Annotated in this window: 33 protein-coding genes, 1 tRNA gene, 1 other RNA gene and 1 pseudogene; 19 read left to right on the top strand and 17 right to left on the bottom strand. The window is 64.8% G+C overall.

Annotated features, from left to right (window positions below; all coding sequences use genetic code 11):
- The first annotated feature begins 12 nt into the window (after positions 1–12).
- From DV733_RS05980 to DV733_RS05960, 5 genes are read left to right on the top strand one after another with little or no spacing between them, the layout of a single operon-like run.
- Positions 13–1,005 carry a ribose 1,5-bisphosphate isomerase gene (locus DV733_RS05980; RefSeq protein ID WP_049995616.1) on the top strand — a complete coding sequence of 331 codons (993 nt, stop codon included), beginning with the start codon at positions 13–15 and terminating at the stop codon, positions 1,003–1,005.
- On the top strand, positions 1,002–1,871 hold the full coding sequence (locus tag DV733_RS05975; RefSeq protein WP_049995617.1) for a carbohydrate kinase family protein: 870 nt from the start codon (positions 1,002–1,004) through the stop codon (positions 1,869–1,871). Before DV733_RS05980 ends, DV733_RS05975 begins: the two co-directional genes overlap by 4 nt.
- 54 nt (positions 1,872–1,925) lie before the next feature.
- A complete protein-coding gene (locus tag DV733_RS05970; protein ID WP_049995618.1) occupies positions 1,926–2,882 on the top strand; it encodes a ring-cleaving dioxygenase in 957 nt (318 codons plus the stop codon).
- Complete coding sequence (locus DV733_RS05965) at positions 2,879–4,072, top strand: iron-containing alcohol dehydrogenase family protein (RefSeq protein ID WP_049995619.1); 1,194 nt, start codon at positions 2,879–2,881, stop codon at positions 4,070–4,072. Before DV733_RS05970 ends, DV733_RS05965 begins: the two co-directional genes overlap by 4 nt.
- Before the next feature lie 38 nt (positions 4,073–4,110).
- Entirely contained in the window at positions 4,111–4,290 is a 180-nt protein-coding gene (locus DV733_RS05960) for a hypothetical protein (RefSeq protein WP_049995620.1), read from the top strand.
- A 20-nt stretch (positions 4,291–4,310) separates the two neighbouring features.
- Here the strand turns inward: DV733_RS05960 and DV733_RS05955 are convergent, their stop codons facing one another.
- Both DV733_RS05955 and DV733_RS05950 read right to left on the bottom strand, forming a co-directional pair.
- Positions 4,311–4,781: an NUDIX hydrolase gene (locus tag DV733_RS05955; RefSeq protein ID WP_049995621.1), complete on the bottom strand. Its 471-nt coding sequence runs from the start codon at positions 4,779–4,781 to the stop codon at positions 4,311–4,313.
- A 34-nt stretch (positions 4,782–4,815) separates the two neighbouring features.
- On the bottom strand, positions 4,816–5,787 hold the full coding sequence (locus DV733_RS05950; RefSeq protein WP_049995622.1) for a transcription initiation factor IIB: 972 nt from the start codon (positions 5,785–5,787) through the stop codon (positions 4,816–4,818).
- 260 nt (positions 5,788–6,047) lie between these two features.
- On the opposite strand from DV733_RS05950, the gene gatC reads away from it, so the two are divergent.
- From gatC to DV733_RS05935, 3 genes are read left to right on the top strand one after another with little or no spacing between them, the layout of a single operon-like run.
- Complete coding sequence (gene gatC, locus DV733_RS05945) at positions 6,048–6,326, top strand: Asp-tRNA(Asn)/Glu-tRNA(Gln) amidotransferase subunit GatC (protein ID WP_049995658.1); 279 nt, start codon at positions 6,048–6,050, stop codon at positions 6,324–6,326.
- Positions 6,327–7,607, top strand: a complete 1,281-nt coding sequence (gatA, locus tag DV733_RS05940; RefSeq protein WP_049995623.1) for an Asp-tRNA(Asn)/Glu-tRNA(Gln) amidotransferase subunit GatA — start codon at positions 6,327–6,329, stop codon at positions 7,605–7,607. It abuts the gene before it with no gap.
- A gap of 42 nt (positions 7,608–7,649) precedes the next feature.
- The gene (locus DV733_RS05935) at positions 7,650–8,285 is read left to right on the top strand and encodes a hypothetical protein (RefSeq protein ID WP_049995624.1); all 636 of its coding nucleotides are present in this window, start codon (positions 7,650–7,652) and stop codon (positions 8,283–8,285) included.
- A 31-nt stretch (positions 8,286–8,316) separates the two neighbouring features.
- On the opposite strand, the gene DV733_RS05930 is transcribed toward DV733_RS05935, so the two are convergent.
- The 3 genes from DV733_RS05930 to DV733_RS05920 all read right to left on the bottom strand — a co-directional run bounded on the left by DV733_RS05930 (position 8,317) and on the right by DV733_RS05920 (position 10,171).
- A complete protein-coding gene (locus DV733_RS05930) occupies positions 8,317–9,108 on the bottom strand; it encodes an alpha/beta fold hydrolase (protein WP_049995625.1) in 792 nt (263 codons plus the stop codon).
- Positions 9,109–9,175: 67 nt separating this feature from the next.
- Entirely contained in the window at positions 9,176–9,862 is a 687-nt protein-coding gene (locus DV733_RS05925; RefSeq protein ID WP_049995626.1) for a helix-turn-helix domain-containing protein, read from the bottom strand.
- A 54-nt stretch (positions 9,863–9,916) separates the two neighbouring features.
- Entirely contained in the window at positions 9,917–10,171 is a 255-nt protein-coding gene (locus DV733_RS05920) for a hypothetical protein (RefSeq protein WP_049995627.1), read from the bottom strand.
- Between the two features lie 132 nt (positions 10,172–10,303).
- Between DV733_RS05920 and DV733_RS05915 the strand changes: the two genes are divergently transcribed.
- On the top strand, positions 10,304–11,461 hold the full coding sequence (locus DV733_RS05915; RefSeq protein ID WP_049995628.1) for a M48 family metallopeptidase: 1,158 nt from the start codon (positions 10,304–10,306) through the stop codon (positions 11,459–11,461).
- An 11-nt stretch (positions 11,462–11,472) separates the two neighbouring features.
- On the opposite strand, the gene DV733_RS05910 is transcribed toward DV733_RS05915, so the two are convergent.
- Both DV733_RS05910 and DV733_RS05905 read right to left on the bottom strand, forming a co-directional pair.
- Positions 11,473–12,600 carry a glycosyltransferase gene (locus DV733_RS05910; RefSeq protein ID WP_049995629.1) on the bottom strand — a complete coding sequence of 376 codons (1,128 nt, stop codon included), beginning with the start codon at positions 12,598–12,600 and terminating at the stop codon, positions 11,473–11,475.
- Between the two features lie 26 nt (positions 12,601–12,626).
- On the bottom strand, positions 12,627–13,685 hold the full coding sequence (locus DV733_RS05905) for a glycosyltransferase family 4 protein (RefSeq protein ID WP_049995630.1): 1,059 nt from the start codon (positions 13,683–13,685) through the stop codon (positions 12,627–12,629).
- Between the two features lie 106 nt (positions 13,686–13,791).
- Between DV733_RS05905 and DV733_RS05900 the strand changes: the two genes are divergently transcribed.
- The 3 genes from DV733_RS05900 (at position 13,792) to DV733_RS05890 (ending at position 15,296) form a co-directional block, all read left to right on the top strand.
- Positions 13,792–14,079, top strand: coding sequence for a ribonuclease P protein component 4 (locus DV733_RS05900; protein ID WP_049995631.1), 288 nt, complete (start codon positions 13,792–13,794; stop codon positions 14,077–14,079).
- Positions 14,080–14,154: 75 nt separating this feature from the next.
- Positions 14,155–14,403, top strand: coding sequence for a YhbY family RNA-binding protein (locus DV733_RS05895; protein WP_049995659.1), 249 nt, complete (start codon positions 14,155–14,157; stop codon positions 14,401–14,403).
- Entirely contained in the window at positions 14,400–15,296 is an 897-nt protein-coding gene (locus DV733_RS05890) for a mechanosensitive ion channel family protein (RefSeq protein ID WP_174876513.1), read from the top strand. The genes DV733_RS05895 and DV733_RS05890 overlap by 4 nt, the downstream gene beginning before the upstream one ends.
- A gap of 28 nt (positions 15,297–15,324) precedes the next feature.
- Here the strand turns inward: DV733_RS05890 and DV733_RS05885 are convergent, their stop codons facing one another.
- A complete protein-coding gene (locus DV733_RS05885) occupies positions 15,325–15,981 on the bottom strand; it encodes a zinc ribbon domain-containing protein (protein ID WP_049995632.1) in 657 nt (218 codons plus the stop codon).
- Positions 15,982–16,131: 150 nt separating this feature from the next.
- Here DV733_RS05885 and DV733_RS05880 point away from each other — a divergent pair, with 150 nt between their 5' ends.
- Positions 16,132–16,317, top strand: coding sequence for a DUF7836 family putative zinc-binding protein (locus tag DV733_RS05880; RefSeq protein ID WP_049995633.1), 186 nt, complete (start codon positions 16,132–16,134; stop codon positions 16,315–16,317).
- Positions 16,318–16,332: 15 nt separating this feature from the next.
- Here the strand turns inward: DV733_RS05880 and DV733_RS05875 are convergent, their stop codons facing one another.
- The gene (locus tag DV733_RS05875; RefSeq protein WP_049995634.1) at positions 16,333–16,716 is read right to left on the bottom strand and encodes a DCC1-like thiol-disulfide oxidoreductase family protein; all 384 of its coding nucleotides are present in this window, start codon (positions 16,714–16,716) and stop codon (positions 16,333–16,335) included.
- 55 nt (positions 16,717–16,771) lie between these two features.
- Between DV733_RS05875 and DV733_RS05870 the strand changes: the two genes are divergently transcribed.
- Positions 16,772–16,960, top strand: coding sequence for a hypothetical protein (locus tag DV733_RS05870; RefSeq protein WP_136342292.1), 189 nt, complete (start codon positions 16,772–16,774; stop codon positions 16,958–16,960).
- A gap of 45 nt (positions 16,961–17,005) precedes the next feature.
- Here DV733_RS05870 and DV733_RS05865 read toward each other — a convergent pair whose 3' ends face one another.
- The 3 genes from DV733_RS05865 to DV733_RS05855 form a co-directional block, all read right to left on the bottom strand.
- Positions 17,006–17,242: a hypothetical protein gene (locus DV733_RS05865; protein ID WP_136342291.1), complete on the bottom strand. Its 237-nt coding sequence runs from the start codon at positions 17,240–17,242 to the stop codon at positions 17,006–17,008.
- A gap of 221 nt (positions 17,243–17,463) precedes the next feature.
- An RNA gene (gene ffs / locus DV733_RS05860) (signal recognition particle sRNA) lies at positions 17,464–17,775 on the bottom strand.
- Between the two features lie 45 nt (positions 17,776–17,820).
- A complete protein-coding gene (locus tag DV733_RS05855; protein WP_049995637.1) occupies positions 17,821–18,219 on the bottom strand; it encodes a DUF7548 family protein in 399 nt (132 codons plus the stop codon).
- A gap of 192 nt (positions 18,220–18,411) precedes the next feature.
- On the opposite strand from DV733_RS05855, the gene DV733_RS05850 reads away from it, so the two are divergent.
- Entirely contained in the window at positions 18,412–18,708 is a 297-nt protein-coding gene (locus tag DV733_RS05850; protein ID WP_049994248.1) for a DUF5798 family protein, read from the top strand.
- Here DV733_RS05850 and DV733_RS05845 read toward each other — a convergent pair whose 3' ends face one another.
- Positions 18,709–19,119, bottom strand: coding sequence for a CoA-binding protein (locus tag DV733_RS05845; RefSeq protein WP_049994247.1), 411 nt, complete (start codon positions 19,117–19,119; stop codon positions 18,709–18,711).
- An 88-nt stretch (positions 19,120–19,207) separates the two neighbouring features.
- Here DV733_RS05845 and DV733_RS05840 point away from each other — a divergent pair.
- Positions 19,208–19,282, top strand: a tRNA-Arg gene (locus DV733_RS05840).
- Between the two features lie 361 nt (positions 19,283–19,643).
- On the opposite strand, the gene DV733_RS17270 is transcribed toward DV733_RS05840, so the two are convergent.
- Together DV733_RS17270 and DV733_RS05835 are read right to left on the bottom strand one after the other, a co-directional pair.
- On the bottom strand, positions 19,644–19,784 hold the full coding sequence (locus DV733_RS17270) for a hypothetical protein (protein WP_170178689.1): 141 nt from the start codon (positions 19,782–19,784) through the stop codon (positions 19,644–19,646).
- 25 nt (positions 19,785–19,809) lie between these two features.
- Positions 19,810–20,298 (bottom strand): type II toxin-antitoxin system death-on-curing family toxin, encoded by a 489-nt coding sequence (locus tag DV733_RS05835; protein WP_049994246.1) that lies wholly within the window; start codon positions 20,296–20,298, stop codon positions 19,810–19,812.
- Between the two features lie 531 nt (positions 20,299–20,829).
- Between DV733_RS05835 and DV733_RS05830 the strand changes: the two genes are divergently transcribed.
- Positions 20,830–22,197 carry a restriction endonuclease gene (locus tag DV733_RS05830; protein WP_049994245.1) on the top strand — a complete coding sequence of 456 codons (1,368 nt, stop codon included), beginning with the start codon at positions 20,830–20,832 and terminating at the stop codon, positions 22,195–22,197.
- Positions 22,198–22,271: 74 nt separating this feature from the next.
- Positions 22,272–23,081, top strand: a complete 810-nt coding sequence (locus tag DV733_RS05825; protein WP_049994244.1) for a DUF4097 family beta strand repeat-containing protein — start codon at positions 22,272–22,274, stop codon at positions 23,079–23,081.
- Here DV733_RS05825 and DV733_RS05820 read toward each other — a convergent pair.
- Both DV733_RS05820 and DV733_RS05815 read right to left on the bottom strand, forming a co-directional pair.
- Entirely contained in the window at positions 23,078–23,275 is a 198-nt protein-coding gene (locus DV733_RS05820; RefSeq protein ID WP_049994243.1) for a hypothetical protein, read from the bottom strand. The genes DV733_RS05825 and DV733_RS05820 overlap by 4 nt on opposite strands.
- Positions 23,272–23,649: a Rid family detoxifying hydrolase gene (locus DV733_RS05815; RefSeq protein WP_049994242.1), complete on the bottom strand. Its 378-nt coding sequence runs from the start codon at positions 23,647–23,649 to the stop codon at positions 23,272–23,274. The genes DV733_RS05820 and DV733_RS05815 overlap by 4 nt, the downstream gene beginning before the upstream one ends.
- Between DV733_RS05815 and DV733_RS17640 the strand changes: the two are divergent.
- A pseudogene (locus tag DV733_RS17640) lies at positions 23,648–24,668 on the top strand (cation:proton antiporter). The gene DV733_RS05815 and the pseudogene DV733_RS17640 overlap by 2 nt on opposite strands.
- The last annotated feature ends 190 nt before the right edge of the window (positions 24,669–24,858 follow it).

Genomic DNA, 24,858 nt, shown 5'->3' with positions numbered 1-24,858 from the left:
TACGTGACTGGCATGGCAGACGTGCATCCGACGGTCGAGGCGGTCGCCGCCGACATCGCGGCGATGGAGACACGCGGCGCAGCACCCATCGCCGACGCGGCCGCCGACGCGCTCCGGGCCCAGGCCCGCGAGAGCGACGCCGAGACGCCCGCAGCGTTTCGGGCCGAACTCCGGGCCGCGGCTCGACACCTGCTGGATACGCGCCCGACGGCCGTCTCGCTGCCCAACGCCCTCCGGTACGTCCTCCGGCGGGTCGAGGGCGAGACCGTCGAGGCACTCCGGCAATCGACGCTCGCCGCCGCCGACGCCTTCTGCTCGCAACTCGATCGCGCGCAGGACGACCTCGGGCAGGTCGGGGCGAATCGACTGCGCGACGGCGACTGTATCATGACTCACTGCCACTCGACGGACGTCCTGGCGTGTGTCGAAGCCGCCCGCGAGCAGGGCAAAGAACTGACCGCCGTGGTCAAGGAGACCCGCCCTCGCAATCAGGGTCACATCACTGCCGAGCGCCTCCGGGACCTGGACGTGCCCGTGACGCTGATCGTCGACTCGGCGGCGCGTCGCTACCTCAACGACGTCGATCACGTCATGGTGGGCGCGGACGCTATCGCCGCCGACGGCAGCGTCGTCAACAAGATCGGGACGTCCGGGCTGGCGGTCAACGCCCGCGACCGCGGGACGCCGATCGTCGTCGCCGCTCAGACGATCAAACTCCACCCCGACACGCTCACGGGCCACACCGTCGAGATCGAGCTGCGCGACGAATCGGAGGTGATCAGTCAGGAACAGCGCGGGGCAATCGGCGAGATCGCCGTCGACAATCCCGCCTTCGACGTGACGCCGCCGCGCTATCTGGACGCGATCGTCACCGAGCACGGGCAGTTCCCGCCCGAGAGTATCGTCACGCTCATGCGCGAACTCTTCGGCGAGGGGACGACCGAGCCCTGGGCCGAACCAGCGGATCGACGGTCTACTGGATCCGATGCGGGGACCGATCCGTGACCCGGATCGTCTGTGCCGGCCACGTCAACTGGGACGTCACGTTGCAGGTCGACCGCCTGCCCGAGGCCGACGGCGAGGCCCGGATCACGGGCCAGCGCCAGGCCGGCGGCGGCAGCGCCTCGAACGCCGCGGCCGTGCTGGCAGGGCTCGACGTCGAGACGACGCTGATCGGCAGTGTCGGCGTCGACGAGCACGGCCACCTCGTCCGCCGGGAGATGGACGCCCTCGGCGTCGAGACAGCCCTCGTCGAGGTGGCCGAAGGCGAGACGACAGTAAAATACCTCGTCGTCGACCGGGGCGGCGAGGTGATGGTGCTGGGAAACGAGGGCGCGAACGAACACTACTCCGTGGACGACGTCGACGTCGCGGCGATCCGCGGGGCCGATCATCTCCACCTCACGAATCAGCGGCCGGCCACGGCGCTGGAACTGGCCGAGACAGCGGTCGAAGCCGGCGTGTCGGTGAGTTTCGATCCCGGGCGACGGATCGCAGATCGTGCCTACGATCCCGTCGTCGAACTGACCGACTGTCTCTTCGTGAACGACCGCGAGGCCGACCTTGTCGAGAGCGAGGGACTCCTCGATGGCGTCCGGACGGTCGTGGTCAAACACGGAGCCGACGGTGCGGAGGTCCGCGAAGGCGCCACGACCGTCTCTCACCTCGGTTTTCCGGTCGAGCCGGTCGACACCACGGGTGCGGGCGACGCCTTCGCTGCCGGGTTTCTGGCCGCTCGGGAGGACCGCACGACAGCGCAGGCACTGGCGGTCGCCAACGCCTGCGGCGCGCTTGCGGCCCGGACACTGGGCGCGCGGCTGTACCTCTCCTGGGACGACGTCGAGGCGATGCTTTCGGTCGACCAGGAGTGACCGCGTGCGGCCACGACAGCCAAACCATTCCACGCTGGAACGCGAAGGCCGAGTATGTCTCCCACGACCTCTGGCCTCCATCACGTGACGGCGATCGCGGGCGATCCCCAGCGAAACGCCGATTTCTACGTCGAGACGCTCGGGTTGCGCCTGGTGAAACGGACTGTCAATCACGACGACACCGGGACCTACCACCTCTATTTCGGTGACGGTGTTGGCACACCCGGAACGAACATCACGTTCTTTCCCTGGGGCGAGACGGGCCGTCAGGGCGAGTTCGGCGCGGGCCAGACCGCCGCGACTGCCTACCGTATTCGACCCGAGTCACTGGTGTACTGGCGCGACCGCCTCGACGAACGCGGCGTCGACGTCGAGGAGACGACCAGATTCGACGAGCCGGTGCTTGCGTTCGCGGACACGGACGGGATCGGTCTCGAACTGATCGCCAGTGAGTCGGCACTCGACGCCGACACCGTCGCCTGGGAGGACAGCCCTGTCCCGGCCGAGCATCAACTGCGCGGCTTCCACAGCGTGACCCTCGCAGTGGAGACCTTCGAGCCGACCCACGAGATTCTCACCGAGGTACTGGGATACGGACTCGACGCCGAGGCTGGGGACCGGCGGCGCTACCGGACGCCCGCCGGCAGCCAACCGCTGGACCTCGTCGAGACGAACCAGCCACGCGGTCGGATGGGCGTCGGGACGGTCCACCACGTCGCCTTCGAAGCGCCCGATACTGACGCCGAAGCGGAGTGGCGCGGCGACTTCGCCGACCACGACCTCCGGTCGAGTCGCGTCATCGACCGCACCTACTTCCAGTCGGTCTACTGCCGCGAACCCGGCGGTATCCTCTTCGAACTCGCGACGCCCGACCCCGGATTTACCGCTGACGAGGACGTCGCCGAACTGGGATCGCGGCTCGTCTTGCCCGACTGGCTCGAAGACGAACGCGGAGAGATCGAAGCCCAACTCCCGCCGTTCGATCCGCCCCGGGGTACTGAGCGCTCATGAGTGAGCGCTTTCGCTTCGCGTACGAGCCGGGCGTGATTCGTGCCGGCCGGGGCTGTATCGGCGATCTCGAAGCCGAACTCGCCAGCCAGGGCTTCGAGCGCGCGCTGGTGGTCTGTGGCTCGACCGTCGGCTCGACACCGACAGTGATCGATCCCGTCACGGAGGGCCTGGGTGAGCGACTCGCGGGCGTCTTCGCGGAGACGACGCCCGAGAAACGGCTGGCTACGGCCGCGGCCGCGGTCGAATCCTATCGCACACACGATGCCGACGTGCTCGTCGGTCTGGGCGGCGGCTCCAGTCTGGACGTCGCGAAGCTCACGGCTATCCTGGCCGGCGACGACCGCGCGATCCAGACGGTGGCCGACGAACTCGTGGAGACGGGGACGATCAGCGTTCCCGACGACCCCGCCCCGGTCGTGGCCGTCCCGACGACGCTGGCGGGAGCAGACCTCTCACAGGGCGCGGGTGTCACGGCCGATCCCGCCTCGGGGCTGGTCGATTCGGCCGCGAGCGGCGGGATCTCCGACCCGAAACTGATGCCGCGGGCCGTCCTGGCCGACCCCGAACTGGTCGCGACGACCCCGAAATCGATACTGGCTGCCTCGGCGATGAACGGCTTCGACAAGGGCATCGAGACCCTCTACGCCGCGAACGCCACGCCGATCACCGACGCGACCGCCGGGCGCGGGCTCGAACTGCTGGCCCACGGTCTGCAGGCGTTCGAAGACGGGGCAGTCGACGCCGCCGCACTCGAACCCGTGGTCGAGGGCCTGCTGCTCGTCCAGTACGGCATCTGGCGACCAGACGGCGTGAAGATGTCTCTCATCCACGCCTTCGGTCACGGGCTGACCCGCACCTACCCGGTCCAGCAGGGCGCGGCCCACGCCGTCATCGCGCCGCACGTCCTCGAATACCTCTTTGCACAGGTCGATGCCCGCCGTGGCTTACTGGCCGAGAGTCTGGGTGTGGGCGATGCCGCCGAGCTGGCCACGGCGGTGGTCGAGCGCGTGATCGAGATTCGGGACGCGCTCGGATTGCCGACCCGACTTCGGGACGTCGAGGGACCCGAACCGGAGGAGTTCGAGGGGGTCGCGCGATCGATCCTGGCTGACTCGTTTGCGGCGAACGCGCCGCCGGGATTCGAACCCACAGTCGAGGAGATTGCGGGCGTGCTCGAAAACGCCTATTGAGATAGATTGATACGCCCAGCCCGCACACTCACGAGCAGATGGCACCGCGTATCGTCGTCTTCGGGGCCGCGGCTGGGGTGGCAGCGCTGCTGATGGCACTGGCGACGTTCTTCATGCCGCTGCCGTTCGCGCTGAAAGTACTGCTGTACGTCATCTTCGGCGGGCTGTTCATGGCCAGCGTCGCGATCTTCGGTCGAATCCTCGTGATGGACAGCTAGTCGAAGTCGCGCCCACTGCCTCACTCCGAGACGGCTTCGATCGCGCGCTGGCCGATCTCGACGACGTCCGGTTCGAGTCGGTCGCGACTGTCCCGCAACTCCGCAGGACTGAACCACTCCCACGCTTCCGGTGGCGCTTCGCCGGGCCCGGGATCGATCTCCTGGCTCTCGGCGCGGCCATAGAAGACGAAATCGATGTGCTGGTGGCCGACCTCGCCGTCACAGGTGTTGATGTCTTCGAGCAGGAAGTGCTGTGGCTCGGGGATCGATTCGACGGTCGGCGAGGAGAGGTCACCCTCGGGTGCCAACAGGTCGACGTCCTGGCCGATCTCCTCGCGGACTTCGCGTCTGGCGGCGACGTGGGGGAGTTCGTCGCGGTCGATGTGGCCGCCGGGCGGCAGCCACATGTCGAGTTTGTCGTGGTCGTGTAGCGCGACGGCGCCGTCGCTGACGACGTACACTGTCGCGACGAAGTGCCGAGTCGTCTCCATACCGCGGCCTGCGCTTGCGGCGGCAAAAACGTTCCTAGGCGGGGACGTCGTCCTCGGCTTCGAGCAGCTCGTGGTAGCGGTTGCGGATCGTCACTTCCGAGATGTTGGCGACCTCGCTGACCTCGTTCTGAGTCACCTTCTCGTTGGACAGCAGCGAGGCGGCGTAGACCGCCGCAGCGGCCAGTCCGACCGGGGACTTGCCCGAGTGGACACCCTGGCGCTTGGCCGTGCTCAGGAGTTCGCGAGCGCGGCGCTCGACCTCCTCGCTCAGTTCGAGATCACTCGCAAAGCGCGGCACGTAGCTCTCGGGATCGGCGGGTGCCACTTCCAGCCCGAGTTCCCGAACCACGTAGCGATACGTCCGAGCGATCTCGTCTTTCTCGACCCGGGAGACACCGTTGATCTCGTCCAGGCTCCGGGGGGTTCCGGCCTGACGGGCGGCGGCGTACAGCGACGACGTGGCGACACCCTCGATCGAGCGCCCGGGGAGCAGATTCTCGTCGAGCGCGCGGCGATAGATGACCGAGGCCGTCTCGCGGACGCTCTCCGGGAGACCGAGCGCCGAGGCCATGCGGTCGATCTCCCCCAGTGCCTGCTTGAGATTCCGTTCTTTGCTGTCGCGCGTGCGGAAACGCTCGTTCCAGGTGCGCAGCCGCTGCATCTTCTCGCGCTGGCGGCTGGACAGTGAGTTGCCGTAGGCGTCTTTGTCCTGCCAGCCGATGTTGGTCGACAGCCCCTTGTCGTGCATCATGTTCGTGGTGGGTGCACCGACACGGGACTTCTGGTCTTTCTCCTTCGAATCGAACGCACGCCACTCCGGCCCGGGATCGATCTCGTCTTCCTCGACGACGAGACCACACTCGGTACAGACTGTCTCGCCGCGCTCGGAGTCGCTTGCAAGCTTGCCACCACACTCCGGGCAGACCAACTCCTCGTTCGCCTGCTCGTCGGTGGACTCCTCTCGCTCGCTGGTGCGCTCGTGACGTCTGATGGTCGTGTCTGTCATTGGTTTTGGAGGGTACGCAACGGGCACGCGCCCGAAGAATTACCTGACTTCGTAATTGTGTTGTGGACCCGGCGACTTAAATCTTTGGCTAGCCAAAAAGTCATTTCCACTTTCGGAAATCGATGTTCCGTTCGATGGATCTCGTTCGTCAGGAACGCAAGTCGAAGATCGGTGTTTGTGTGTCGATTCTGCACGACCGATCGAAAGCTGACACGGGCGGCATCGAAATCCTTACCGCTGGGCCTGCCTTCGCGACAGACATGAGCGAATCCGCCGTCGATCCCGAGGAGGTCCGCCACGTCGCCGATCTCGCGCGGGTCGACCTCGACGAGGAGGAAGTCGAGCGGTTCACCGACCAGTTCGGCGAGATCCTCGCGGCCTTCGAGGCCCTCGAAGAAGTGCCCGAAGTCGAGAGCGAGGCCGACCTCGTGAACGTGATGCGCCCCGACGAGACGCACGACTGTCTCAGCCAGGAGGAGGCCCTCCAGAACGCCCCCGAGAGCGAAGAGGGCTACTTCAAAGGGCCCAAGGTGTCGTAGATGAGCGCCTACAACGCCTTCGTCACGCGAGAGGCCATCGAGGGAAGCGGCGAGGGCCCCCTCGCAGGGAAGACCGTCGCCGTCAAGGACAACATCTCCACTGCGGGCGTGCGGACGACCTGCGGGTCGGCGATGCTCGAAGACTACGTCCCGCCCTACGACGCGACGGTCGTCCAGCGCCTGAAACAGGCCGGCGCGACCATCCCCGGCAAGACCAACATGGACGAGTTCGGGATGGGGACCACGACCGAGACCTCCGCGTTCGGCCCGACCGAGAATCCTGCCGCCGAAGGGCACGTCCCCGGTGGTTCGTCGGGGGGGTCGGCCGCAGCAGTCGCCGCGGGCGAAGCAGACCTCGCGCTCGGGACCGACACGGGCGGGTCGATCCGCTGTCCGGCCGCCTTCTGCGGCGTGGTCGGGATCAAACCGACCTACGGGCTCGTCTCCCGATACGGCCTGATCGCCTACGCCAACAGCCTGGAGCAGATCGGCCCCATCGCAACCTCCGTCGAGGCGGCCGCCGAGCTGCTGGACGTGATCGCCGGACAGGACGATCACGACGCGACCACTCGGGACTTCGACGAACATGTCGGCACGGGTCTGGCCGAGGCCGCCGACGGCGACGTCGACGGACTCGACATCGGTGTCCCGACGGAACTGCTCGACGGGGCTGACGAGGCGGTCGTCGAGACGTTCTGGGACGCCATCGCCGACCTCGAAGCCCAGGGTGCGAGTTATCACGAGGTGTCGATGGAATCCCTGGAGCACGCCGTCGAGGCCTACTACGTGATCGCCATGTCCGAGGCCTCCTCGAATCTCGCGCGGTTCGACGGCGTGCGCTACGGACCGACGCCCGAGTACGAGGGCAACTGGAACGAGGAGTTCGCGAAAGTGCGCGAAGAAGGCTTCGGCGAGGAGGTCAAACGCCGGATTCTCCTGGGCACGTATGCCCTCTCTGCGGGCTATCACGACAAGTACTACAAACAGGCCCAGGACGCCCGCGCGTGGATCAAACAGGACTTCGACGAGGCACTAGGGGAGGCCGACGTCCTCGCGTCGCCGACGATGCCCGTCCCGCCGATGAAACGCGGCGAGAGTCTGGACGATCCGCTGACGATGTATCTCGCGGACGCCAATACTACTCCCGTCAACCTCGCGAACCTCCCGGCGATCTCGGTGCCCGCAGGTGAAACCGACGACGGTCTCCCAGTTGGATTGCAGATCGTCGGGCCGGCGTTCGGCGAGAGAGAGATTATCCGGGCGGGGAGTGCGCTGGCCTGAGGACGGCCAACTACTACGGCATCTCGCGGTCAAGAGTGACGTATGATCGACAGCGAGACCCTGGGTCGGATCGCCGAGTCCTATCCGTGGGCCAGCTGGGCTCTCTGGGACGACCGCTTCCCCGAGGAGGAGTGTGTCGAGGCGACGCCTGAAGACCTGCTGTCGTTTTTCGAGATCCACCGAGCCGCGTTGACGCCGGACGTCGTCTTCGTGGGCCTGAACCGGTCAGCGGACCTCGACGCGCCTTTCCAGAACTTCCACGCACCGACGCGCCAGCACTACGACTATCGGCTCAAGGAGTTCGTCCAGGACGCCGAACTGGGCCGGCTCTGGGGCGGGTACATGACCGACCTCGTCGACGAGGTCGAACCGAACGCCGACACAGTGACGGTTACCGACGATGACGCCGACCTGCTGCTGTCACAGTTGGCGTTGCTCGACCAGCCCGCGTATCACGTCGTCTGTTTCGGCGTGAAGACCTATCAGGGTGCGCTGGAGTACTTCGGTGGTGAGTCCGAAGGCGGTCCCCACGAACTGCAACTGACGACGACAGAGGTCGACGGGTTGACGCTGCACCTCTACCGGGTCTGGTTCTACGGGGCCTGGGGGGCGAACGCCGACAAAGTGGACGTGCTGGCCCGACAACTCCAGTACCTCGACGGAAAGATCGACAGCTGAGGGCCGGGCAGCGACGCCACGAGTCCGGTCGCTACTTCGTCAGGTCTGGACTCGTTCCGAGGAACGACTCGACTGCCGCGATGACGCGCTCTGCCCCTGTCACCGGCCCGAGGTGGCCCAGCCCGTCGAACTCGACGAACCGGCTGTGCGCCAGGCGGTCGTGGACTGTCCGGACGCTGTCTCGGAGGTGTGACGGTCCCTCGCTGCCGGCGAGCAACAGCGCCGGGGCGTCGACGTCCAGCGGATCGGCCAGCTCGTGTTGTTCGAGTGCGCGGTCCATCCGGACGGCGTGCTCGGCGTTCCGGGCGGCCTCGGGCCAGCCGTCCCAGGCTTCGAGCCACGAATCGAAGTCCGCGATGTCGCCGCCGTGGATGACCTCCTTCAGGTGGAGTTTCATCGCCTCGCGGGGCTCGCCCGCGTCGAGGTGTTCCTGCATTCGCGCCGCGAGGTCGGCCTGCTGGCGGTACTCTCCGACGAGGTAGGCGGGCTCGTAGGCGACAGCCGCCCGGACGTCGGCGACGCGGGCGGTCTCGATCGCTTTGAGGCCGCCGAAGGAGTGGCCGAACAGCACGGGCGACCCGTCGACGGCGTCGATGACGGCCTCGACGTCCGAAACTTCGCGCTGGATGTACCCCTCCGTTGGCGCGCCCTCGTCGTGTTCTCGCCGATCCGGGACGACGACGGTGTACTCGTCGGTGAAAGCAGGGACGATCGGGTCCCAGAAGCGCCGGCCGCCCCCGCCATAGAGGAGTACGAGGGGTGGGCCGTCGCCGTGTGTCTCGTATGCGGTACGTGTGCCGTCTGCGGCAGTGACTGTCTGCATGACTGGATCTCTGAGTTGGACGGCCGCCGGGATTCGACTGTCTCTCAGTCGTCCGGCCGCTTAAGTACTAGTCGGGCAACGGCGGCCACGTCGAGGCCACGCTCGTCTCGATGATCTGCGTCTGGGCTCGCCGGAGCCGTTCCGAGAGCGACGACGCCGAGATGTCGAGTTCGGCGGCGACCGCCTCCAGCGACGCGGTTCGGGGGATCTCGAAGTACCCCATCTCGTAGGCCGTCCGCAGCGCTTCCTGCTGGCGGTCGGTCAGGCCCTCGCCCGGGGGTTCGGGGTCGCCGTCGCGGGTAAGTCGCCGCAACGTAAAACCGGCCTCGGCCTGCCAGAACGCCCGGAAGTCGTCGAACGCCGCGCGGTCGGCGAACCAGCCCGACTGGATCCACCCCTCCGGAGTGACCTGGATGCGGTCGATCGAGGCTTCGGCCGTGGCGAGCGCCCGCAGGCCGTCCAGATCCTCGAGGGCGTCGCCCAGCGTTTCCGCCAGCGAGAGCGCGGGTTCGATCTGGTAGCGCCGCGTCTCGCCGGCCCGGCCGACGAGGACGTACTCGGCGACGAACTCACTGGAGTCGAAGGCCGCTTCGACCGGGGCGGGGTCGTCGTGGGTGACGTGCGTGACGAACAGCGGGCGTCGCCCGTGGTTGTACTGCAGCTCCACGACGACGTCTGCCCCGGGGACGGCGGCCGCAATCTCGGTCAGCGGCAGTGCCGGGCAGTGGATGGCGAACTCGGCGACCAGTCCCATGTGTTCGTCATTTTTGCCCCCATGCTTGGAAGTTCTGGTCGCCGAGACGGCGACCTACAGTTGCATCGCGAAGTGATAGAGCGGGACGAACCCCGGAACCACGAACGGATAGATGACCGGCCCGTGGACCGGAATCGACTCGGCCTCGACGATCCCGGCGATTCCGGCGACTGTGACGAGGAGAAACCCGCCGCAGGCCAGATAGAGCACTGCTGTCGAGCCGACGACCCAGCCGACACTTGCGAGCGTGATCGCGGCGAGTTGTCCCCAGGCCCCGACCCGGGTCAGCGCGTTCGGGCCACCCTCCATACGTCACGCTATCGACACCAACTGGTATGAGTTTCCCGGTTCCACCCTGTGACGTGGCTGCTGTCTCTCCACCACCGTCTACGATCACGATATCCGACACGTTTTTGATTTCGTCGTGAGACAGTTCACACGATGTCGTTCCAGCCCTCCACTCTCCGGCATCGTCTGCGAATCGTCGCACTCGCGGCGGTGTTGCTGGCGTTCGACGTGGTCTTCGTCGCGGCGGTGTACGTCCTCGGGCACGTAGCCGTCTGGCTGTTGCCGCTGGTGAGTTTTCAGTTCGCCCACTTCGGGTTGTGGTCGCTACAGTTCGACCTGGTCCCGCTGTGGCTCGTGCTGGCGGTCGGGACGCCGCTGACGCTGGTCGTCCAGTCGGTGTTCGGCTACCGGCTGACGCTACGGGACGTCACCGAGGGGAACATCGGCCCGGAGAAGTCGCTGAAGAACGTCGTGCTGGCCGACCGCAGCGACGACGAGGACGACGAGAGCGAGACGGTCGAGGTGACCGAACCGTCTGCGGACCATCCCGTCCGCGAGCGCGTGGCGCGTCTGTCCCAGACCGCAGACCTCGCACCGCCGACGATTCGGCTGGTCCACACCGACACGCCCAACAGCTACGTCGCGAGTCGGCCCGGCGAGCGGACGTTGTTCGTAACGACAGGATTGCTCGATACTCTCGACGGCGAGCAGTTGGACGCGGTCCTGGCGCACGAACTCGCCCATCTGAAGAACGGCGACGCCTTCGTGATGACCGCGGCGGCGTTCCTGCCGACGGTGAGCGAACAGTTCATCGCCCGCATGGGCCGCTCGCTCCGCCATTCGATGCTCCTCAACTGGCTCTGGGATCTCGACGCCGAGGAGACCTACGGCGCGCCACAGGTTGAGCTCCCGCTGCTGGTGTTTGCGGTCGTCGCCGTACCGATCGCAGCTACTCTCTATCTCGCCAGCACGGCCTGCTACCGGTTGCTCTCGCGAATCCGCGAGTACGCTGCCGACGCCGGCGGCGTCGCGATCAGCGGCTCGCCAGCGGCACTGGCGAATGCACTCGAAACGCTGACGACCGACCCGCGGCCCGAGACGGACCTCCGGGCCGCCCAGACGGGCGTGCGAGAACTGTGTGTCCTTCCGTACGCCTTCGATGCGACCGACGAGGACCTCCCGGACGACCGTCTCGGCCGACTCCAGCGACGGTGGGACCGATTGTGTGATCGACTCTTGCCGGGCTCACATCCCGCGCCCGACGAGCGGATCGCGGCGCTACGTGAGCGGCAGTCGCGGATGGAACGCTGAGAAACGGGCCGCTACGGGGCGATTGCCGTCCGTTCGAGCACGGAGTCGTAGAGCTCTTCGAGCCGATCGACCGAGTGTTCGACGCTGAGCTGCTCGCGGCTGTCGAGACAGGTCCCGCTGAGCCGTTCGCGGTCGTCCAGTGCCCGCTGGATCGCCTCACCGAAGGCGTCGATGTCGCCACGGGGGTAGTGATAGCCCGTCGCGTCGTCTTCGATCGTATCCGAGAGCGCGCCGCTGTCGACGCCGACGACGGGCGTCCCACAGGCGTTGGCCTCCAGCGCGACCAGCCCCTGTGTCTCGACGGGACTGGGAAACGCGAAGACGTCGAGCACCGAGTAGAACGCCGGCAACTCTTCGCGGTCGAGAAAGCCGAGGAACCGGATATCGAGGTCGGCTTTGCGTGCGCGAGCCTCCAGATCCTCACGCGCGGGCCCGTCCCCGCCGAAGACGACCGTCACGTCCATGTCTTCGGTCGCGGCGACGATGTCGGGCAGGCACTTCTCGTAGCCGTGGCGGCCGGTGTAGCCGACCAGCGGGCCGTCGCCGAGGTCGTACCGGTCGCGGAACGCGGCAGTGTCGACCGGCTGAAAGCGGTCGATGTCGACGCCGTTCGGGACGACCGCGACGCGCGTGTCGACGCCGACCTCCTGCACGACGTGCCGGCGCGTGCGCTCGCTCGGGGCGACGACCAGATCCGTCTGTTCGAGGAACCACCGTTCGTAGGATTCGGCACACCGCCTGACAGTGCGCTCGATCGCGCCGTTGAACGAGATGTACTCGGCGTACTCGCTCGTCGGCGTGTGATAAGAGGCGACCAGCGGCACGTCCTCCGAGCGGGAGAGACGCAACCCGCTCAACCCGACGCCGAAGGGCGTGTGTGAGTGGACGATGTCGGCGTCTTCGACCGCGTCCGGAACCTGTGGGACGCCGATTCGAAACCCCTCGTAGAACGGAAACGGAACGCTCCGGACCGGATACTCGCCGTCACTCGGATCGTACTCGTCACCGCCCGGGTAGACGACGTCCATCTCGTGGCCACGTTTCTCCCAACACTCCCGCCAGGACTTGACGGTATAGGTCACGCCGTTGACCGTCGGCAGATAGGTGTCCGTGAACGCGGCGACCGTTGGTGTCCCCATTCGTCCAACGATTGAACGAGCGGTACTTAAGTTGTTGCGACTTCTTCGTAGGCGTCGATCAGTTCCTCGCCGACACGCTCTAAACTGTGGTTCTCGGCCGTCTCCCGGGCGTTCTTTCCCAGGCGCTCGCGCAAGTCGGGGTTCGATTCGAGTCGCTGGAGCGCATCGCGGAACTCCGCCTCGCTCGAACAGAGCAGGCAGTCGTGGCCGTCCTCGTAGTACTCCCGGAACACGGGGATGTCCCGCAGAACGACTGCCTTCCCGCAGGCCATCGCCTCCAGAACGACGAGTCCCTGATTCTCGACTTTCGAGGGGAAACAGAAGACGTCGCCGGCGGCGAACGCTCCACGCTTGTCCTCGACCCAGCCCGTGAACGTGACGTTTGCCGGCGGGTTCTTCGTCCACTTGCGGACCGTGCGCGAGCCCAGGAGGCTCCCGTCGTACTCGCCGAACCACGCGAAGTCGTAGTCGGTCTGCTGGGCGAGTTCACAGAACGTCGTCAGGCCCTTGCGCTCGAAGACGCTGCCGACCGCGAAGACGACCATCCCCGAGAGGTCGTAGCGCTCGCGATACTCCTCGCGGAACTGCTCGTGGCCCGCCACCGATTCGAGGTCGATCCCGTTGGTGATCGGCCGGATCGGCGCGTCGATCGGATAGGCTTCCAGCGTCTCTTTGGTGTACTCGCTGGGACAGAGCACCAGATCGGCCTTCGAGTAGAACCACCGCAGATAGCGCCGCAACGGTTTCGCCAGCAGGTTCGACCCGCGGAAGCTCTCGGCGAAGTCCTCGCTGGTGACGTGAGCGTGCAGGACGAGCGGGATGTCTTTTTTGCGAGCCTGGCGGGCGACGAGGGCGCTGCCCGGCCCGATCATGTTGCAGTGAGCGATGTCGAAGCTCGCCAGACCCTGGCCGTGGGCGACACGGTTGATCGCCGCCAGCTTCATGTCGCCGCCGTACCACGGCGTCGTCAGATAGGTCACGTCCGCTTCTGACTGTTCCAGCGCGGCGCGCTGGTGGTCGACCGACGTGCTGATCCCACTTCGGTCGAGTCGACCTTCGAGTTCCAGATAGTTCAGGACGCGCACACTCTGTGGCTCGCCACCCGGGAAATTAGTGCTGTCGGAATCTCGGGCAGAGCGAGCGATATCCGAACGACACGTCTAACCCGTCCGGTCGAGAACGGTCGGGTAGATGGGATCGAGCGAGACGATCGCGCGCGAGCGGATCGAGGTCCTCCACGAGCGTGCAGCGGCTGCTGCGCGCGAGGGCAACCACGACCGCGCTCGCGAGTACGTCCGTCGCGCCCGGCGGGTCGCCGAGCGCAACCGGCTCTCGCTCCCCAAAAAATTCGATCGGTTCACCTGCGACGCCTGCGACGCCTATTTCATCCCGGGAAAGAACGCCCGCATCCGCACTCAGGACGGTCACGTCGTCGTGACGTGTGACTGCGGCGCGCAGGCTCGCTATCGGTACGACTGAACAGTAGGAGTAAAGAAATCGCCCTAACTCTTTGGGCCGAAGACTCTAAACCGTCCCCGAGAGATGAACGAGTACATGACAGACGCTGATCAACAGCGCAAGATTCACGACCTGGACGCGACACTCCGGGTCGGTAAAGGCGGCGTCGAATCCGTCGCCGACGAACTGTCCGACCAGCTCGACAACACTGATCTGGTGAAAGTCAAGTTCCTGCGGTCATCGCGTGGCGGGACGACGACCGAGGAACTGGCCGAGGAACTCGCCGACCTCGCCAACGCCGAGGTCGTCCAGACGCGCGGCCACACGGGAGTGTTCAAGCGATGATACCGCTGCAGGTCACCAACGGCCCCGTCGCCGACGCACTCGTCGACGCCGGCCTGGACGTGGGAATCGCGAACCCACTGGGCTCGGCGATCACGTTCGTCATCGCCTTCTTCGTGTTGTATCTCGCCGGGAAAGCGATCGTCCTCCCGCTGGTCAGTCGCGTGCTCAAACGGCGCGGACTCGACGAACACGCCCGGACGCCGATCCGCAAGGTGACATCGATCCTGATCGTCTTCGCGGCGATCGCAGTCGCCTTCGGCGTGGCCGGGTACGGCAACTTCCTCACGTCGCTGGCGACCATCGCCGCCGCCGCCACGTTGGCGATCGGGTTCGCCATGCAGGACGTCATCGCCAACTTCGTCGCTGGCGTGTTCATCTACACGGACAAACCGTTCCGTCTCGGCGACTGGATCGAGTGGGACGGCAACTCCGGCGTCGTCGAGGACATCAGCCTTCGTGTCACTCGTGTCCGAACCTTCGACAACGAACTGCTGACGGTTCCGAACTCCAACCTCACCAGCGGGGTCATCAAAAACCCCGTCGCGAAGGATCAGCTTCGGCTGCAGTTCCTGTTCGGCATCGGCTACGACGACGACATCGACAAAGCGACCGACATCATCATCGAGGAAGCCGAAAAGCACGAGGACATCCTCGACGACCCCGCGCCGTCCGTTCGACTGACCGAGCTCGGCGATTCGTCGGTCGGTCTCAAATCGCGCATCTGGATCGACAATCCCTCGCGGTCGGACTTCGTGAAGACGAAAGCCGAGTACGTCAAGTCGGTCAAAGAGCGCTTCGACGCCGAAGACATCAACATCCCCTACCCGAACCGCACGATCGGCGGTTCGCTGGATATCGAGGGCTACGAGGCCGTCGCCCAGGCAGACGACTGATCGCGCCGTCGTTTTTCGAGACCGTTTTTCAGCCTTCACTGCCCCCGCGATTCTCGGGCACGAACTTCCCGGCGACCCACCCGATACCGGTCGAAAACAGCGCCGGAATCAGCACGAACAGCAACATCGCTCCGAAGAACTCGCCCCGTCTTTCGAGCCCGCCGTCGATCTGTAACACCGGACTGAGTGCGATCACCGGGACGAGCAACAGCACGAGCGCGACCGCGTAGCCGGTCTTCGAGACCGCACCCTGAACCGTCCGCCGCCGGACGAGATAGGCCGTCGACCCGAGCCACGCGATCAGTCCGAACAGCAGCGCCCAGCCGCTCTCGGTGAGCGCGACCAACACGATCGTCCCGACGAACCCGACGACGATCCCGCCGAGGATCCCGACGATCACCGTGAGCGTGTTGTCGACGAACCCATCGGGATCGAGAATCTGTCCGTCCTCGGTCCCGATGCCCGCTGCGTCGGCGACGCCGCTGGCGCTCTCGGTGACAGCGTCCGTGGTCGTCGTCCCATCGTCGCCCGACTCGCCGTCGGTGCCGTCCCACGACAGCTCGTCGTCCTCGACCGTCTCCTGGTAGTCGGTCAGGTCGGCCGAGCAGTGCATGCAGTAGGTCGCCGTCTGTCCGATGGGCTCGCCACACTCCGGGCAGCGCGGGTCCGCCTCGTCGATGCTCATGGCACGCTAGTGTGTGATTCCCCCCCACGACACATAAAGACGGTCGCTGTGTCGAGTACGCCAGCGTCCGTGGACCAGTGAGGGACGTACGAGGGAGTGCCAAAGACTGTAGCCCCAATCTTCATGCGGCGTGGCCCACGACGCTCACGCATGCAGGAGTCGTGGATTCCACTGCAGTGTCCCGAATGTAACGAGTCGTGGGAAGCGACGCCGGCCGACCTCCCCGAACCGGACGAGTCGTTCGTCTGTGACCACTGTGACGCTGTCCGTCCGACTGCCGAATTCACCAAAACCGCACGCGGGCTAGAGATACTCCGGGACTTCTACGAGTCCTGATTGCCTGGCTGTCGGTCACTCCCGGCTGTTCGACCGGGCCGGCGGGTCCTTCGAGATGATCTTTCCCCAGAGGCTTCGGCGGTCTGCGACCTCGCGGTAGGCCCACTCACGGAACCGCGAGTACTCGTCGAACTGCCGGCAGAACTGAAACAGCGGCTCGAAGTCGACTCCGAGATCGGACCGGCCGAGCGCCTGTTCGATCGACTCGCCACAGGAGTAGACCTCGTCGTCGACGACCAGATGGGCACACTCCTCGTAGTCCTCGGGCAGTTGCGCGAGCAACTCCTCGGTCAGCTCCGAGAAGCCGACCAGTTCGACGTCCGATCGCTCGGCGATGTAGTCCGCCCACCACGTGCAGAACCCGCAGTCGTCATCGTAGACGAGCGTAGCCTCGCTCATACCCGTCCCTAAGAACCCACCCATCACTAACCCTTCGACCGCAACACCCGTGTCGATGGCCGTCCCACCACTGCGTGTGAACCGCCACGCCCTGCTCCTCGTCGCGAGCGCTTGCCTGCTCGTCGCTGGGCTGTGGCTCTCGACGCTGTTCACCCTCGGGAGCACTGCCTGGCTGTTCGGCGCACTGGTCGCCGTCCACGGCTTCGCCGGCCTGTGCTACGCCGGCTGGCGCGTACGTGGATGAGCGAGCGCTCTTTCCGAGACGCTCACTTCGTTCGGAACCACGTCACTACTCAAACACCTGATCGATCTTCCGCTTGATCGCGTCGGGATAACCGCTCGATCGGACTTCCGTCTCGACGACGACGCCGTACTCGAACAGCGCGACTGCCAGCCCGATCGCGAAGCCGAAGACCAGCCCCGCGGTGTACCCACTCCCGAAGACGCCGCTGGCGGCGAACGCTATGATCGACACCACCAGGAACGACACTACCCCTGTTAATTGATACGAGATGTACTGTTTCATGGTACCCCCTGCCACTCCTGTATACACGGTTCTCTATCAAAAAAACTGCTATTCGGGCAGCTGTGCCTCTCGTGTCGCTGCTCACGGGTCGCTGTCGCTCACCGTTCGATTTCCGAGATTCCTCACGCTGTTCGGAATCACGCTATCTCGCGGCTCTTCCATCGCCGCTCGCACATCCGAGACCCCTCGCTACGCTCGGCGTCTCGCGAATCAGTATGAATGGGTGGACAACGGGATTGCCCGGCGTTCGAGCACGGATAGTCCCGCGCGCCTCCTCCACCCCGCGACCCGACGAGCGGCAGGTGTCCGCGGGTCCGCTGCTCGCTTCCGCGCCTGGCGGATTGCCCGCGGTAAACCACGGCAGATCACCCCTGCAGGTGAACTCCCGTGGACCGCTACCCCCGTCGGACGAGGCTTCCACGTTAGCTTGCGGGGTCCGCGCCCGTCAGACCGGACGCCCCCGGGTTCGGCCCCCGCTAAAGACCATAGTGCGGGAGTACGAGCGGGGCCTAACCGCCCGACCTAGTCCATCCTCTCGTAGCCGGGTGCAACGTAAGGGTCTTTCGGCACGACCCGACTCAAAGCAGACCGAGCGAGCGCGCGTACCACGCCGCAGCCCCGGGGACCCCGAGGGCAACGGCGACCAGCGCCCATCGATGCTCTGCGAGTTCCGGCCCCGCGACGTCGACGCGGACGGTCAGCGCCCACGCGAGCGCCAGAAAGACCGTGAACAGCCCGAACGTCAGCGTCACGCCCGCCGCGAGTTCGGGATCGGTCCGCTCCTGGCGGCCAGCAGCGAAGACGATGATCGAGACTGTCGCGAGCAGGCCTGCCACGAGCGGGTGCAACATCCCCGAATCGTAGTACAGTCTGACCGTCGCCGCGTCCGCTAGCGCGTACGGCACTGCCAGCACGCCGAGGACGAGCAGACAGGCCACGATCCCGACAAGCGGCGCGATCCGACGCGAGCGTTCCATAGTCGGTGCTCGGGCGGCGTGGGTCTTAATCCCGGCGAGTCCGCTCCTTCACTTCGTTCAGTCGCGGCCTCGCCGACCATCGCAAACCCTTCCGGGTTTGCTCACTCCCGGCGAGTCCGCCGTATTCGCACCGCTCGTTCAGTCGCGGCCGACACCGCAACGCCCACAACACCCCACCGTCAATACTCGCCTATGGGACTCGGAGGCACTGCGAAAAAGCTCCAGAAGGTCGCCTCGCTCGCCGAAGACAGCTACCAGAAGATGAACGAGCTGCGCGAACAGCTCTCTCAGCTCCGCAACGAGGTCGAGTCGACGAGCAAGCAAGTCGACGGCATCGAGCGCGATCTGGCCGAACAGCGTGCGCTGCTGGAAGCACTGGCCGAACAACAGGACCTCGACGTCGACTCGATCATCGCCGACGCCAACATCGAGGATATCGCTGCTGACGAGAATGAGAGCGCCAGCGACGGGACCGCGACCGCCGAGTAACTACCCGCGAAGACGCTGGTGTTCGACTTTCATGCAGCGATCCTGAACGAACGTCCGGCCGCTCTCCTCGACGCGCTCGCCCGATTCGTCGTCGGTGATGTCCAACTGGAGCCACACCGTCTCGACGTCCTCGCGTTCGAGTACGGCGTCGACGATTCCGGGGACCTCTTCGCTCGGCCGGAACACGTCGACGATGTCGATCTCGTCGGGAACGTCCGCCAGTGAGTCGTAGGCCTCGCGGCCGAAGATCTCGTCGGCGAAGGGGTTGACTGGAATGACGTCGTAGCCGTGCTCCAGCAGGTACTTCGGGATGTCGTGGGCGGCTTTCCCGGGTGAGGTCGAGCAGCCGACGACGGCGATGGTGTCGCTGTCGAGGATCTCTCTCAGTCCTTCGTCGTCTGTGACAGGCATACCCAAAGAAACGGCCAGCGAGTGCAAAAAGATGCTGCCGGATCGAACCGAGTTGTTTAAACCGGAACGTGGGTAACAAAGGAGTGCAGGGCGCTTAGCTCAGTCTGGACAGAGTACTTGGCTTCGGACCAAGCTGTCGGGGGTTCAAATCCTCCAGCGCCCACTTCTCTGCAACGAACGAACGTGAGGAGCGAGAAGTATACCGCGAGGATTTGAACCACGCGAGACGAGCGCTAGCGAGTCTCGCAGTAGGGTTCACAATCCTCCAGCGCCCATATCGGCTTTTTGCCCCACAAACCGCAATACAGCGGCGGCGCGGATCTCGTCGAGACCGCAATGGGGTTGCTTTCGTTCGATCGTCGAATCTCCGAGTGGGTTCCACCTGGGTTCGCGTACAGCCAAACTGGTCTGATCGGAGAAAATCAACCGTCGATTGAAGCTCTTCGTGGCGACTATCGAGTCAATAGAGGCAGTTGAGGCAGAAGCCACGAGAGAGGATGGAGATACAGGTCGAAGGGTACGAGTTACTCGTTTTCGAGCGCGTCGTAGATGTCTCGGTTCGACTCTCGATCGGCCGTTGCGATACGCCGAACTAACTCCCGACGGATGTCCTCCATCACTTCGTCGAGCGGAGAAGCGGACTCTGCCCCTTCTTCAGTGGCCATATCCGAGTAGATGTCCTGAGCGCGGTTAATCGTTCGGGTCCGACAGATCGTCGTTCAACTGTTCTAGTCCGTACTGAATGAGGTCCTCGCGCCAGTCTTCGATTTCGCCTATCAGGTCCAGCTCTTTTGTATGAGACCGAAGATACTCGATAGTTCTTTTCTCATCGACGGTCGCCTCGTCGATACCGAGTCGTTTCAGAATCTCTCTGATTTCGTCGTCGTACTCGAACCGATAGCCATTGAGGAAATAGAACACGGCCGCAGTGTTGAGCGCGGTACGTTTGTTCGCATCGACGAAAGGATGATTCGCAACGAGGAGCCGAAGAAGATGAAATGCCTTCTCGTGAATCGTCTCCGGTGCCGCATCGAAGCTCCCCTCCTCGATGTAGTCCAGCGCGAATTCGATGTCCCCGCGGTTCGCCACGCCGGGATGAGTATCGGGATACTCCGAAACGATGTCGTCGTGGATGGTGAGAACGTCTTCAACTGACGGATACCACAACGAGTCTGCCATGCAACTTATTATCGATACCGGACCGGTGTAGTCTTTGCTATGAACGACGCAGAAACCACGTCGAATCCCGATTTTCAGACCTTCCGAATGTGACCGCCTCACGTCTCAGAGGTCAGTTCGTTCGCGTCGCGAACCAGAGTCTCCAGCGCCCATGTTCTGTCGCTCGCAAATCCTCCAGCGCCATTTCCTTGCAGCCCGAATCGGTTACAATCCTGTTTGTCCAGTAGAAGTGCTGTTGTTCACAGATTCGGATGATACAGGATTTCGGCGACGGGCCGCTGAGACTGACACAAGGTCGTCCCAAACTGCGGCTTCTGGCGATTCCGTTGATACAATTTCGACGTCGAACTCCCGCAGATCCGGCAAACGGCAGGGACGAAGACGACGCCCCCACGCGGTCTTTCAGTTCGAGAAATCGCTCCTGCACAGTTATGTCGACAGCCTCATACGATCACGCAGTATGGCTGGCGTTCCCCCCAACTGCGGTACTGGCCGATCAATCTCACTTTGCGGAACTGAGGTGCGATAGCGATGGCGCAACTGCTGGACGACCTCTCGGGCTTCGAATTCGAGGATCTGATGGAGGACGTCTTTCGGAATCTCGGCTATCAAAACGTCCGCCAGGCCTCGAAGACGGCCGACGAAGGCCGGGACATCATCATGGAAGAGCACGTCGACGGGCAGACGCGCGCGGTCGTCGTCGAGTGTAAACACACCACGCGGGTCGGCCGGCCAGTGATCCAGAAACTCCACTCGGCCGTGTCGACGTTCGACTACGACGGGCCGCGCCGCGGCATCGTCGTGACCACTGGCACGTTCACCAATCCGGCCACAGAATACGCCGCAGACCTCCAGCGTGGCGGTGACGACGGGAGTATCGAACTGCTCGACGGGACGGACCTGCGGGAGATCGGCGAGGAGATCGGACTCGACCTCTACAACGGCCGGATCGAAGTGATCTGCGAGGAGACGCTCCGCCCGACTCATCCGACCGGCCCGCGGGACAAACCGGCTCTCGAGGCGTTCCGCGAGATCGACAACCTCGATCCACAGCAGATCGGCGACACGCACTGCGAGGCGGTGTTCAAACCGACGCTGGAGGTCTCGGCGGCGGTCGACGCCACCTTCGAGACGAGCGTCGGCGTGATCCACGACATCGACACGACGGCGGACATCTCGATCGCCGGTGATCGCGGTCGACCGACCACCCTCTCCTCGTCGGTGGATCGTCTCGTCCGCAACAACCGAGCCCAGGCCGTGGACATGGACGCCGAGGCGTTCGAGCAGCGGTTCGACAGAGTCGACGTCGAGCACTTCGACAGGACTGAAACAGAATACAAGGACTGGGTAGTCGACGAGCTACGGGATCGATACACCAACACGGTCCACTACACGGGTGACAACAACGTCGACTACGAGAAGATCTGCGAGCCCAAACAGTCGGATATCTCGGTCCAGTCGATCGATCCGGTATACGTCCCGAAGGTGTCTATCGAAGCCCAGCTCGGGGAGTACCGCTACCCCTACGAGTGCTACGTCGCCGGCCCGTCGCACACGACGATCGAAGACGGGATCAGGGAGTGTGTGCAGTGTGAGACGAGCGATCAGGGTGAAACCTACACCTTCTGTGAGAACTGCGGGTCGATCAACTGCGAGAGCCACACCAAGACCGAGCGTGTCGAGCAGGAGCCGATCTGTACGGGCTGTGCGGTGACCGAGCGCTTCGCGCTGAAACGGAAGTACTTTTACGACGAACGGAATCGCGAGCAGTTCCGCCGCGAGTACGAACAGATGGCCGCCCACGAGAAGGCGATGGAGAACCCGCCGCTCGTGGCGGGCAGTGCTGTCGCGGTAGTGCTCGTGTTGCTGTTCGTCCTCATGCAAGTCGGGCTCGTGTAGTACGGAGCGACTACTGTTCGGCCGTCTACGACCCCCAGGACAACACCTTTGACCACTTCAGACGAACCGCCACCATGGTCGATCCCGATCGCCGACACGTCCTCTTCGCCTGCGGAGCCGCCGCGACCGGGCTCGCTGGCTGTGCCTTCCCGGGCGTCCTGGAATCTGAGCAGACGAGCGACGAGGTATCGATCCCCGCAGGGGCGCCGCTTCGGGTCACGAACCGCAACGGCGACGTCAGGATCGAAGACGGTGGCGGCGACACCGCGACCCTGGAGATCCGCAAGTCGACCCGCTACGGGGCCGACCTGTTCGACCAAGTCACGGTCCGAACGGGCGTCGAAGACGAACAGTTTCACGTCGAGACGATCGACGACACGCCGCCCGGCCAGAGCGTCAGCGTCGACCTGACACTGTATCTGCCCGCGGACGTGCCCGTCGACAGCGTCCGCACCGACAACGGCGACGTCCAGGTCGTCGATATCTCGGGCGATGCCACGCTTCGGACGACCAACGGCGACGTCCGCGCCGACGGCGTCGACGGCTTCCTCACGCTTCACTCGGGCAACGGCGACCTCACCACTCGCTCGATCACTGGACTCGATGGGGCGCGGACGATCAACGGCGACATCGACGTCGCTATCCCGTCGATCCGCGGGGACACGCGAATCGAGACCACGAACGGCGACGTCCGGGTCGCCGTCCCCGAGGACCTCGACGCGGTGGTCGAGCTTCGGACCACCAACGGCGACGTGGGCGTCAGCGGCCTGGACTTCGAACGGTCGGTCGATCGCTCCAGGCGCATCCGGGGGACGCTCGGATCGGGCGGCGACGAACTCACCGCCGTCTCGACTAACGGCGACGTCAGAGTGCGCCCGCTCTAGGACTGCGTGGGGACCCGACCCTGCAACAGCCGGGTCGTCCCGGTGGCGAGGACGCCGACGACCAGCGCGACCCCAAACTTCACGAGCCAGTCGACCCGGCGGTCGGCCAACAGCTCGTAGCCCTGCAACAGGACGAGAAACGCCAGCGCCCCGATCACGCCCCACAGCAACGCTCGCTTTCGGTCGGGCGTCATTTCGTCGCGACGGCCTCGATCTCGATGTCGACCTCCTTCGGGAGAGCCGCCACTTCGACCGCACTGCGGGCCGGCGGCTCGCTCTCGAAGAACGTCTCGTAGGTCTGGTTCATCGCCTCGAACTTCTCGACGTCGGTCATGTAGACGGTGACCTTCAGGACGTCGTCCATGCCCGCGCCTGCCTCCGAAAGGATAGCCTGGACGTTTTCCAGCGCCTGCTCGGTCTGGACGTCGACGTCGGTGTGGTCGAGCAGGTCGCCGTCGGGCGTCAGCGGGATCTGCCCCGCGGTAAAGATCAGGTCGTCAGTTTCGGTCGCCTGGCTGTACGCGCCGACCGCGGCCGGTGCGTCGTCGGTCGAAACGATCCGTTTCATGCCCTACAGGGCGTCCGGCAGCGATATAAAACTCTGTCCCCTCGAACGCACGCACACCTTCGATAAATCAATATTTGCGATATACAATGTGCCTGTCGTCGAGAACGCTGGTCTCGTTCAGGTGCTGGCTGATCTGTGCGTCGTCCTGCTGCTGTTTTTCGTCGGGCTGGAGTTGAGTCTCGACCAGCTGTTCTCGAACCGCGTCGGGTTCGCCCGCGCCGGCGCGATGGATGTCGGGATCAGCTTGCCGGTCGGTTTCGCACTGGGGTTGGCGTTCGGTTTCACGTGGTTGGAGGCCGCGTTCATCGCTCTCATCGTGTTCAACTCCTCGACGGTCAGCATCGCGAAGTCACTCATCGATCTCGAGTTGATCGCCAACCCCGAGAGCGACGAGATCCTCGGCGTGATCGTCATCGAAGACATCCTGACGGCCCTGGGGTTCGCGGTGTTGTCGGTCTTTCTCGTCGGCGGTCGCGTTCTCGATCGCCCAGTCGGTCCTCTTTTTGGTGGTACTGCTCGCTGCGGCGTACTATGGCTCTGGTGTGCTGGGGCGGCTGTTCACCACGGACTCGGCCGAGCTCTTCTTGCTCGGTGTCGGTGCTGTCGTCGCCGGCGCTGGGCTGACGGTCGGCGTGAGCGAGGCCGTCGCCGCGTTTCTGGTCGGAACGGCCTTCGGTCGAACCAGCCACACCGAACGACTCGCCGTCCCCGTCCGGGACCTCTTCGCCGCGATGTTCTTTCTCGTGGTCGGCTTGCAGACCAATCCCGGAGTAGTGGCCGACGTACTCGGGTTCGTGCTCGTCGCCAGCGTCGTGACCACGTCGGGACAACTGGGGGAGTGGATTCCTCGCTGGCCGCGCCTACGGACTGGACAGGCACCGATCGATTCGCTTCGGCTGTGCGCTCACACCGCGAGGCGAGTTCTCGCTCGTCATCGCGGCGTTCCTTGCCACTGCTGGGACGACCCCCCGCTCTCTTGGAGACAATCCCCGCGTTCACGGTCAGGTACGTGCTGGTGACGAGCATCCTCGGGACGATACTCGTGCGGAGTGCAGACTCGGTTTCGACGCTACTGTTCTGTCGTCGATGATTCTATATCGCGAATAGCAATTTATCGAGTGTAGCGAGACAACGATCAGGGGTTCGAATAGCACCACGCAGGTCGTGTCGGGACGCTCGCCTGGAGACGACAACAGTTTAGGCCGTCGG

This window comes from Halapricum salinum (assembly GCF_004799665.1).
Lineage (GTDB): Archaea > Halobacteriota > Halobacteria > Halobacteriales > Haloarculaceae > Halapricum > Halapricum salinum.
Note: the sequence above shows the minus strand (reverse complement) of the source record. Positions and strands in the feature narration are given on the sequence as shown.

Coding starts and splice junctions, on each gene's coding strand:
- DV733_RS05855 (WP_049995637.1), bottom strand. CDS start 18,219: ATGGAACGCTCGCGTCGGATCGCGCCGCTTGTCGGGATCGTGGCCTGT.
- DV733_RS05865 (WP_136342291.1), bottom strand. CDS start 17,242: ATGAAACAGTACATCTCGTATCAATTAACAGGGGTAGTGTCGTTCCTG.
- DV733_RS05955 (WP_049995621.1), bottom strand. CDS start 4,781: ATGGAGACGACTCGGCACTTCGTCGCGACAGTGTACGTCGTCAGCGAC.
- DV733_RS05925 (WP_049995626.1), bottom strand. CDS start 9,862: ATGGGACTGGTCGCCGAGTTCGCCATCCACTGCCCGGCACTGCCGCTG.
- DV733_RS05960 (WP_049995620.1), top strand. CDS start 4,111: ATGGCACCGCGTATCGTCGTCTTCGGGGCCGCGGCTGGGGTGGCAGCG.
- DV733_RS05895 (WP_049995659.1), top strand. CDS start 14,155: ATGACAGACGCTGATCAACAGCGCAAGATTCACGACCTGGACGCGACA.
- DV733_RS05880 (WP_049995633.1), top strand. CDS start 16,132: ATGCAGGAGTCGTGGATTCCACTGCAGTGTCCCGAATGTAACGAGTCG.
- DV733_RS05870 (WP_136342292.1), top strand. CDS start 16,772: ATGGCCGTCCCACCACTGCGTGTGAACCGCCACGCCCTGCTCCTCGTC.
- gatC (WP_049995658.1), top strand. CDS start 6,048: ATGAGCGAATCCGCCGTCGATCCCGAGGAGGTCCGCCACGTCGCCGAT.
- DV733_RS05950 (WP_049995622.1), bottom strand. CDS start 5,787: ATGACAGACACGACCATCAGACGTCACGAGCGCACCAGCGAGCGAGAG.
- DV733_RS05825 (WP_049994244.1), top strand. CDS start 22,272: ATGGTCGATCCCGATCGCCGACACGTCCTCTTCGCCTGCGGAGCCGCC.
- DV733_RS05835 (WP_049994246.1), bottom strand. CDS start 20,298: ATGGCAGACTCGTTGTGGTATCCGTCAGTTGAAGACGTTCTCACCATC.
- DV733_RS05935 (WP_049995624.1), top strand. CDS start 7,650: ATGATCGACAGCGAGACCCTGGGTCGGATCGCCGAGTCCTATCCGTGG.
- DV733_RS05875 (WP_049995634.1), bottom strand. CDS start 16,716: ATGAGCGAGGCTACGCTCGTCTACGATGACGACTGCGGGTTCTGCACG.
- DV733_RS05890 (WP_174876513.1), top strand. CDS start 14,400: ATGATACCGCTGCAGGTCACCAACGGCCCCGTCGCCGACGCACTCGTC.
- DV733_RS05980 (WP_049995616.1), top strand. CDS start 13: ATGGCAGACGTGCATCCGACGGTCGAGGCGGTCGCCGCCGACATCGCG.
- DV733_RS05850 (WP_049994248.1), top strand. CDS start 18,412: ATGGGACTCGGAGGCACTGCGAAAAAGCTCCAGAAGGTCGCCTCGCTC.
- DV733_RS05815 (WP_049994242.1), bottom strand. CDS start 23,649: ATGAAACGGATCGTTTCGACCGACGACGCACCGGCCGCGGTCGGCGCG.
- DV733_RS05830 (WP_049994245.1), top strand. CDS start 20,830: ATGGCGCAACTGCTGGACGACCTCTCGGGCTTCGAATTCGAGGATCTG.
- DV733_RS05900 (WP_049995631.1), top strand. CDS start 13,792: ATGGGATCGAGCGAGACGATCGCGCGCGAGCGGATCGAGGTCCTCCAC.
- DV733_RS05970 (WP_049995618.1), top strand. CDS start 1,926: ATGTCTCCCACGACCTCTGGCCTCCATCACGTGACGGCGATCGCGGGC.
- DV733_RS05930 (WP_049995625.1), bottom strand. CDS start 9,108: ATGCAGACAGTCACTGCCGCAGACGGCACACGTACCGCATACGAGACA.
- DV733_RS17270 (WP_170178689.1), bottom strand. CDS start 19,784: ATGGCCACTGAAGAAGGGGCAGAGTCCGCTTCTCCGCTCGACGAAGTG.
- DV733_RS05845 (WP_049994247.1), bottom strand. CDS start 19,119: ATGCCTGTCACAGACGACGAAGGACTGAGAGAGATCCTCGACAGCGAC.
- DV733_RS05920 (WP_049995627.1), bottom strand. CDS start 10,171: ATGGAGGGTGGCCCGAACGCGCTGACCCGGGTCGGGGCCTGGGGACAA.
- DV733_RS05885 (WP_049995632.1), bottom strand. CDS start 15,981: ATGAGCATCGACGAGGCGGACCCGCGCTGCCCGGAGTGTGGCGAGCCC.
- DV733_RS05965 (WP_049995619.1), top strand. CDS start 2,879: ATGAGTGAGCGCTTTCGCTTCGCGTACGAGCCGGGCGTGATTCGTGCC.
- DV733_RS05820 (WP_049994243.1), bottom strand. CDS start 23,275: ATGACGCCCGACCGAAAGCGAGCGTTGCTGTGGGGCGTGATCGGGGCG.
- DV733_RS05915 (WP_049995628.1), top strand. CDS start 10,304: ATGTCGTTCCAGCCCTCCACTCTCCGGCATCGTCTGCGAATCGTCGCA.
- gatA (WP_049995623.1), top strand. CDS start 6,327: ATGAGCGCCTACAACGCCTTCGTCACGCGAGAGGCCATCGAGGGAAGC.
- DV733_RS05910 (WP_049995629.1), bottom strand. CDS start 12,600: ATGGGGACACCAACGGTCGCCGCGTTCACGGACACCTATCTGCCGACG.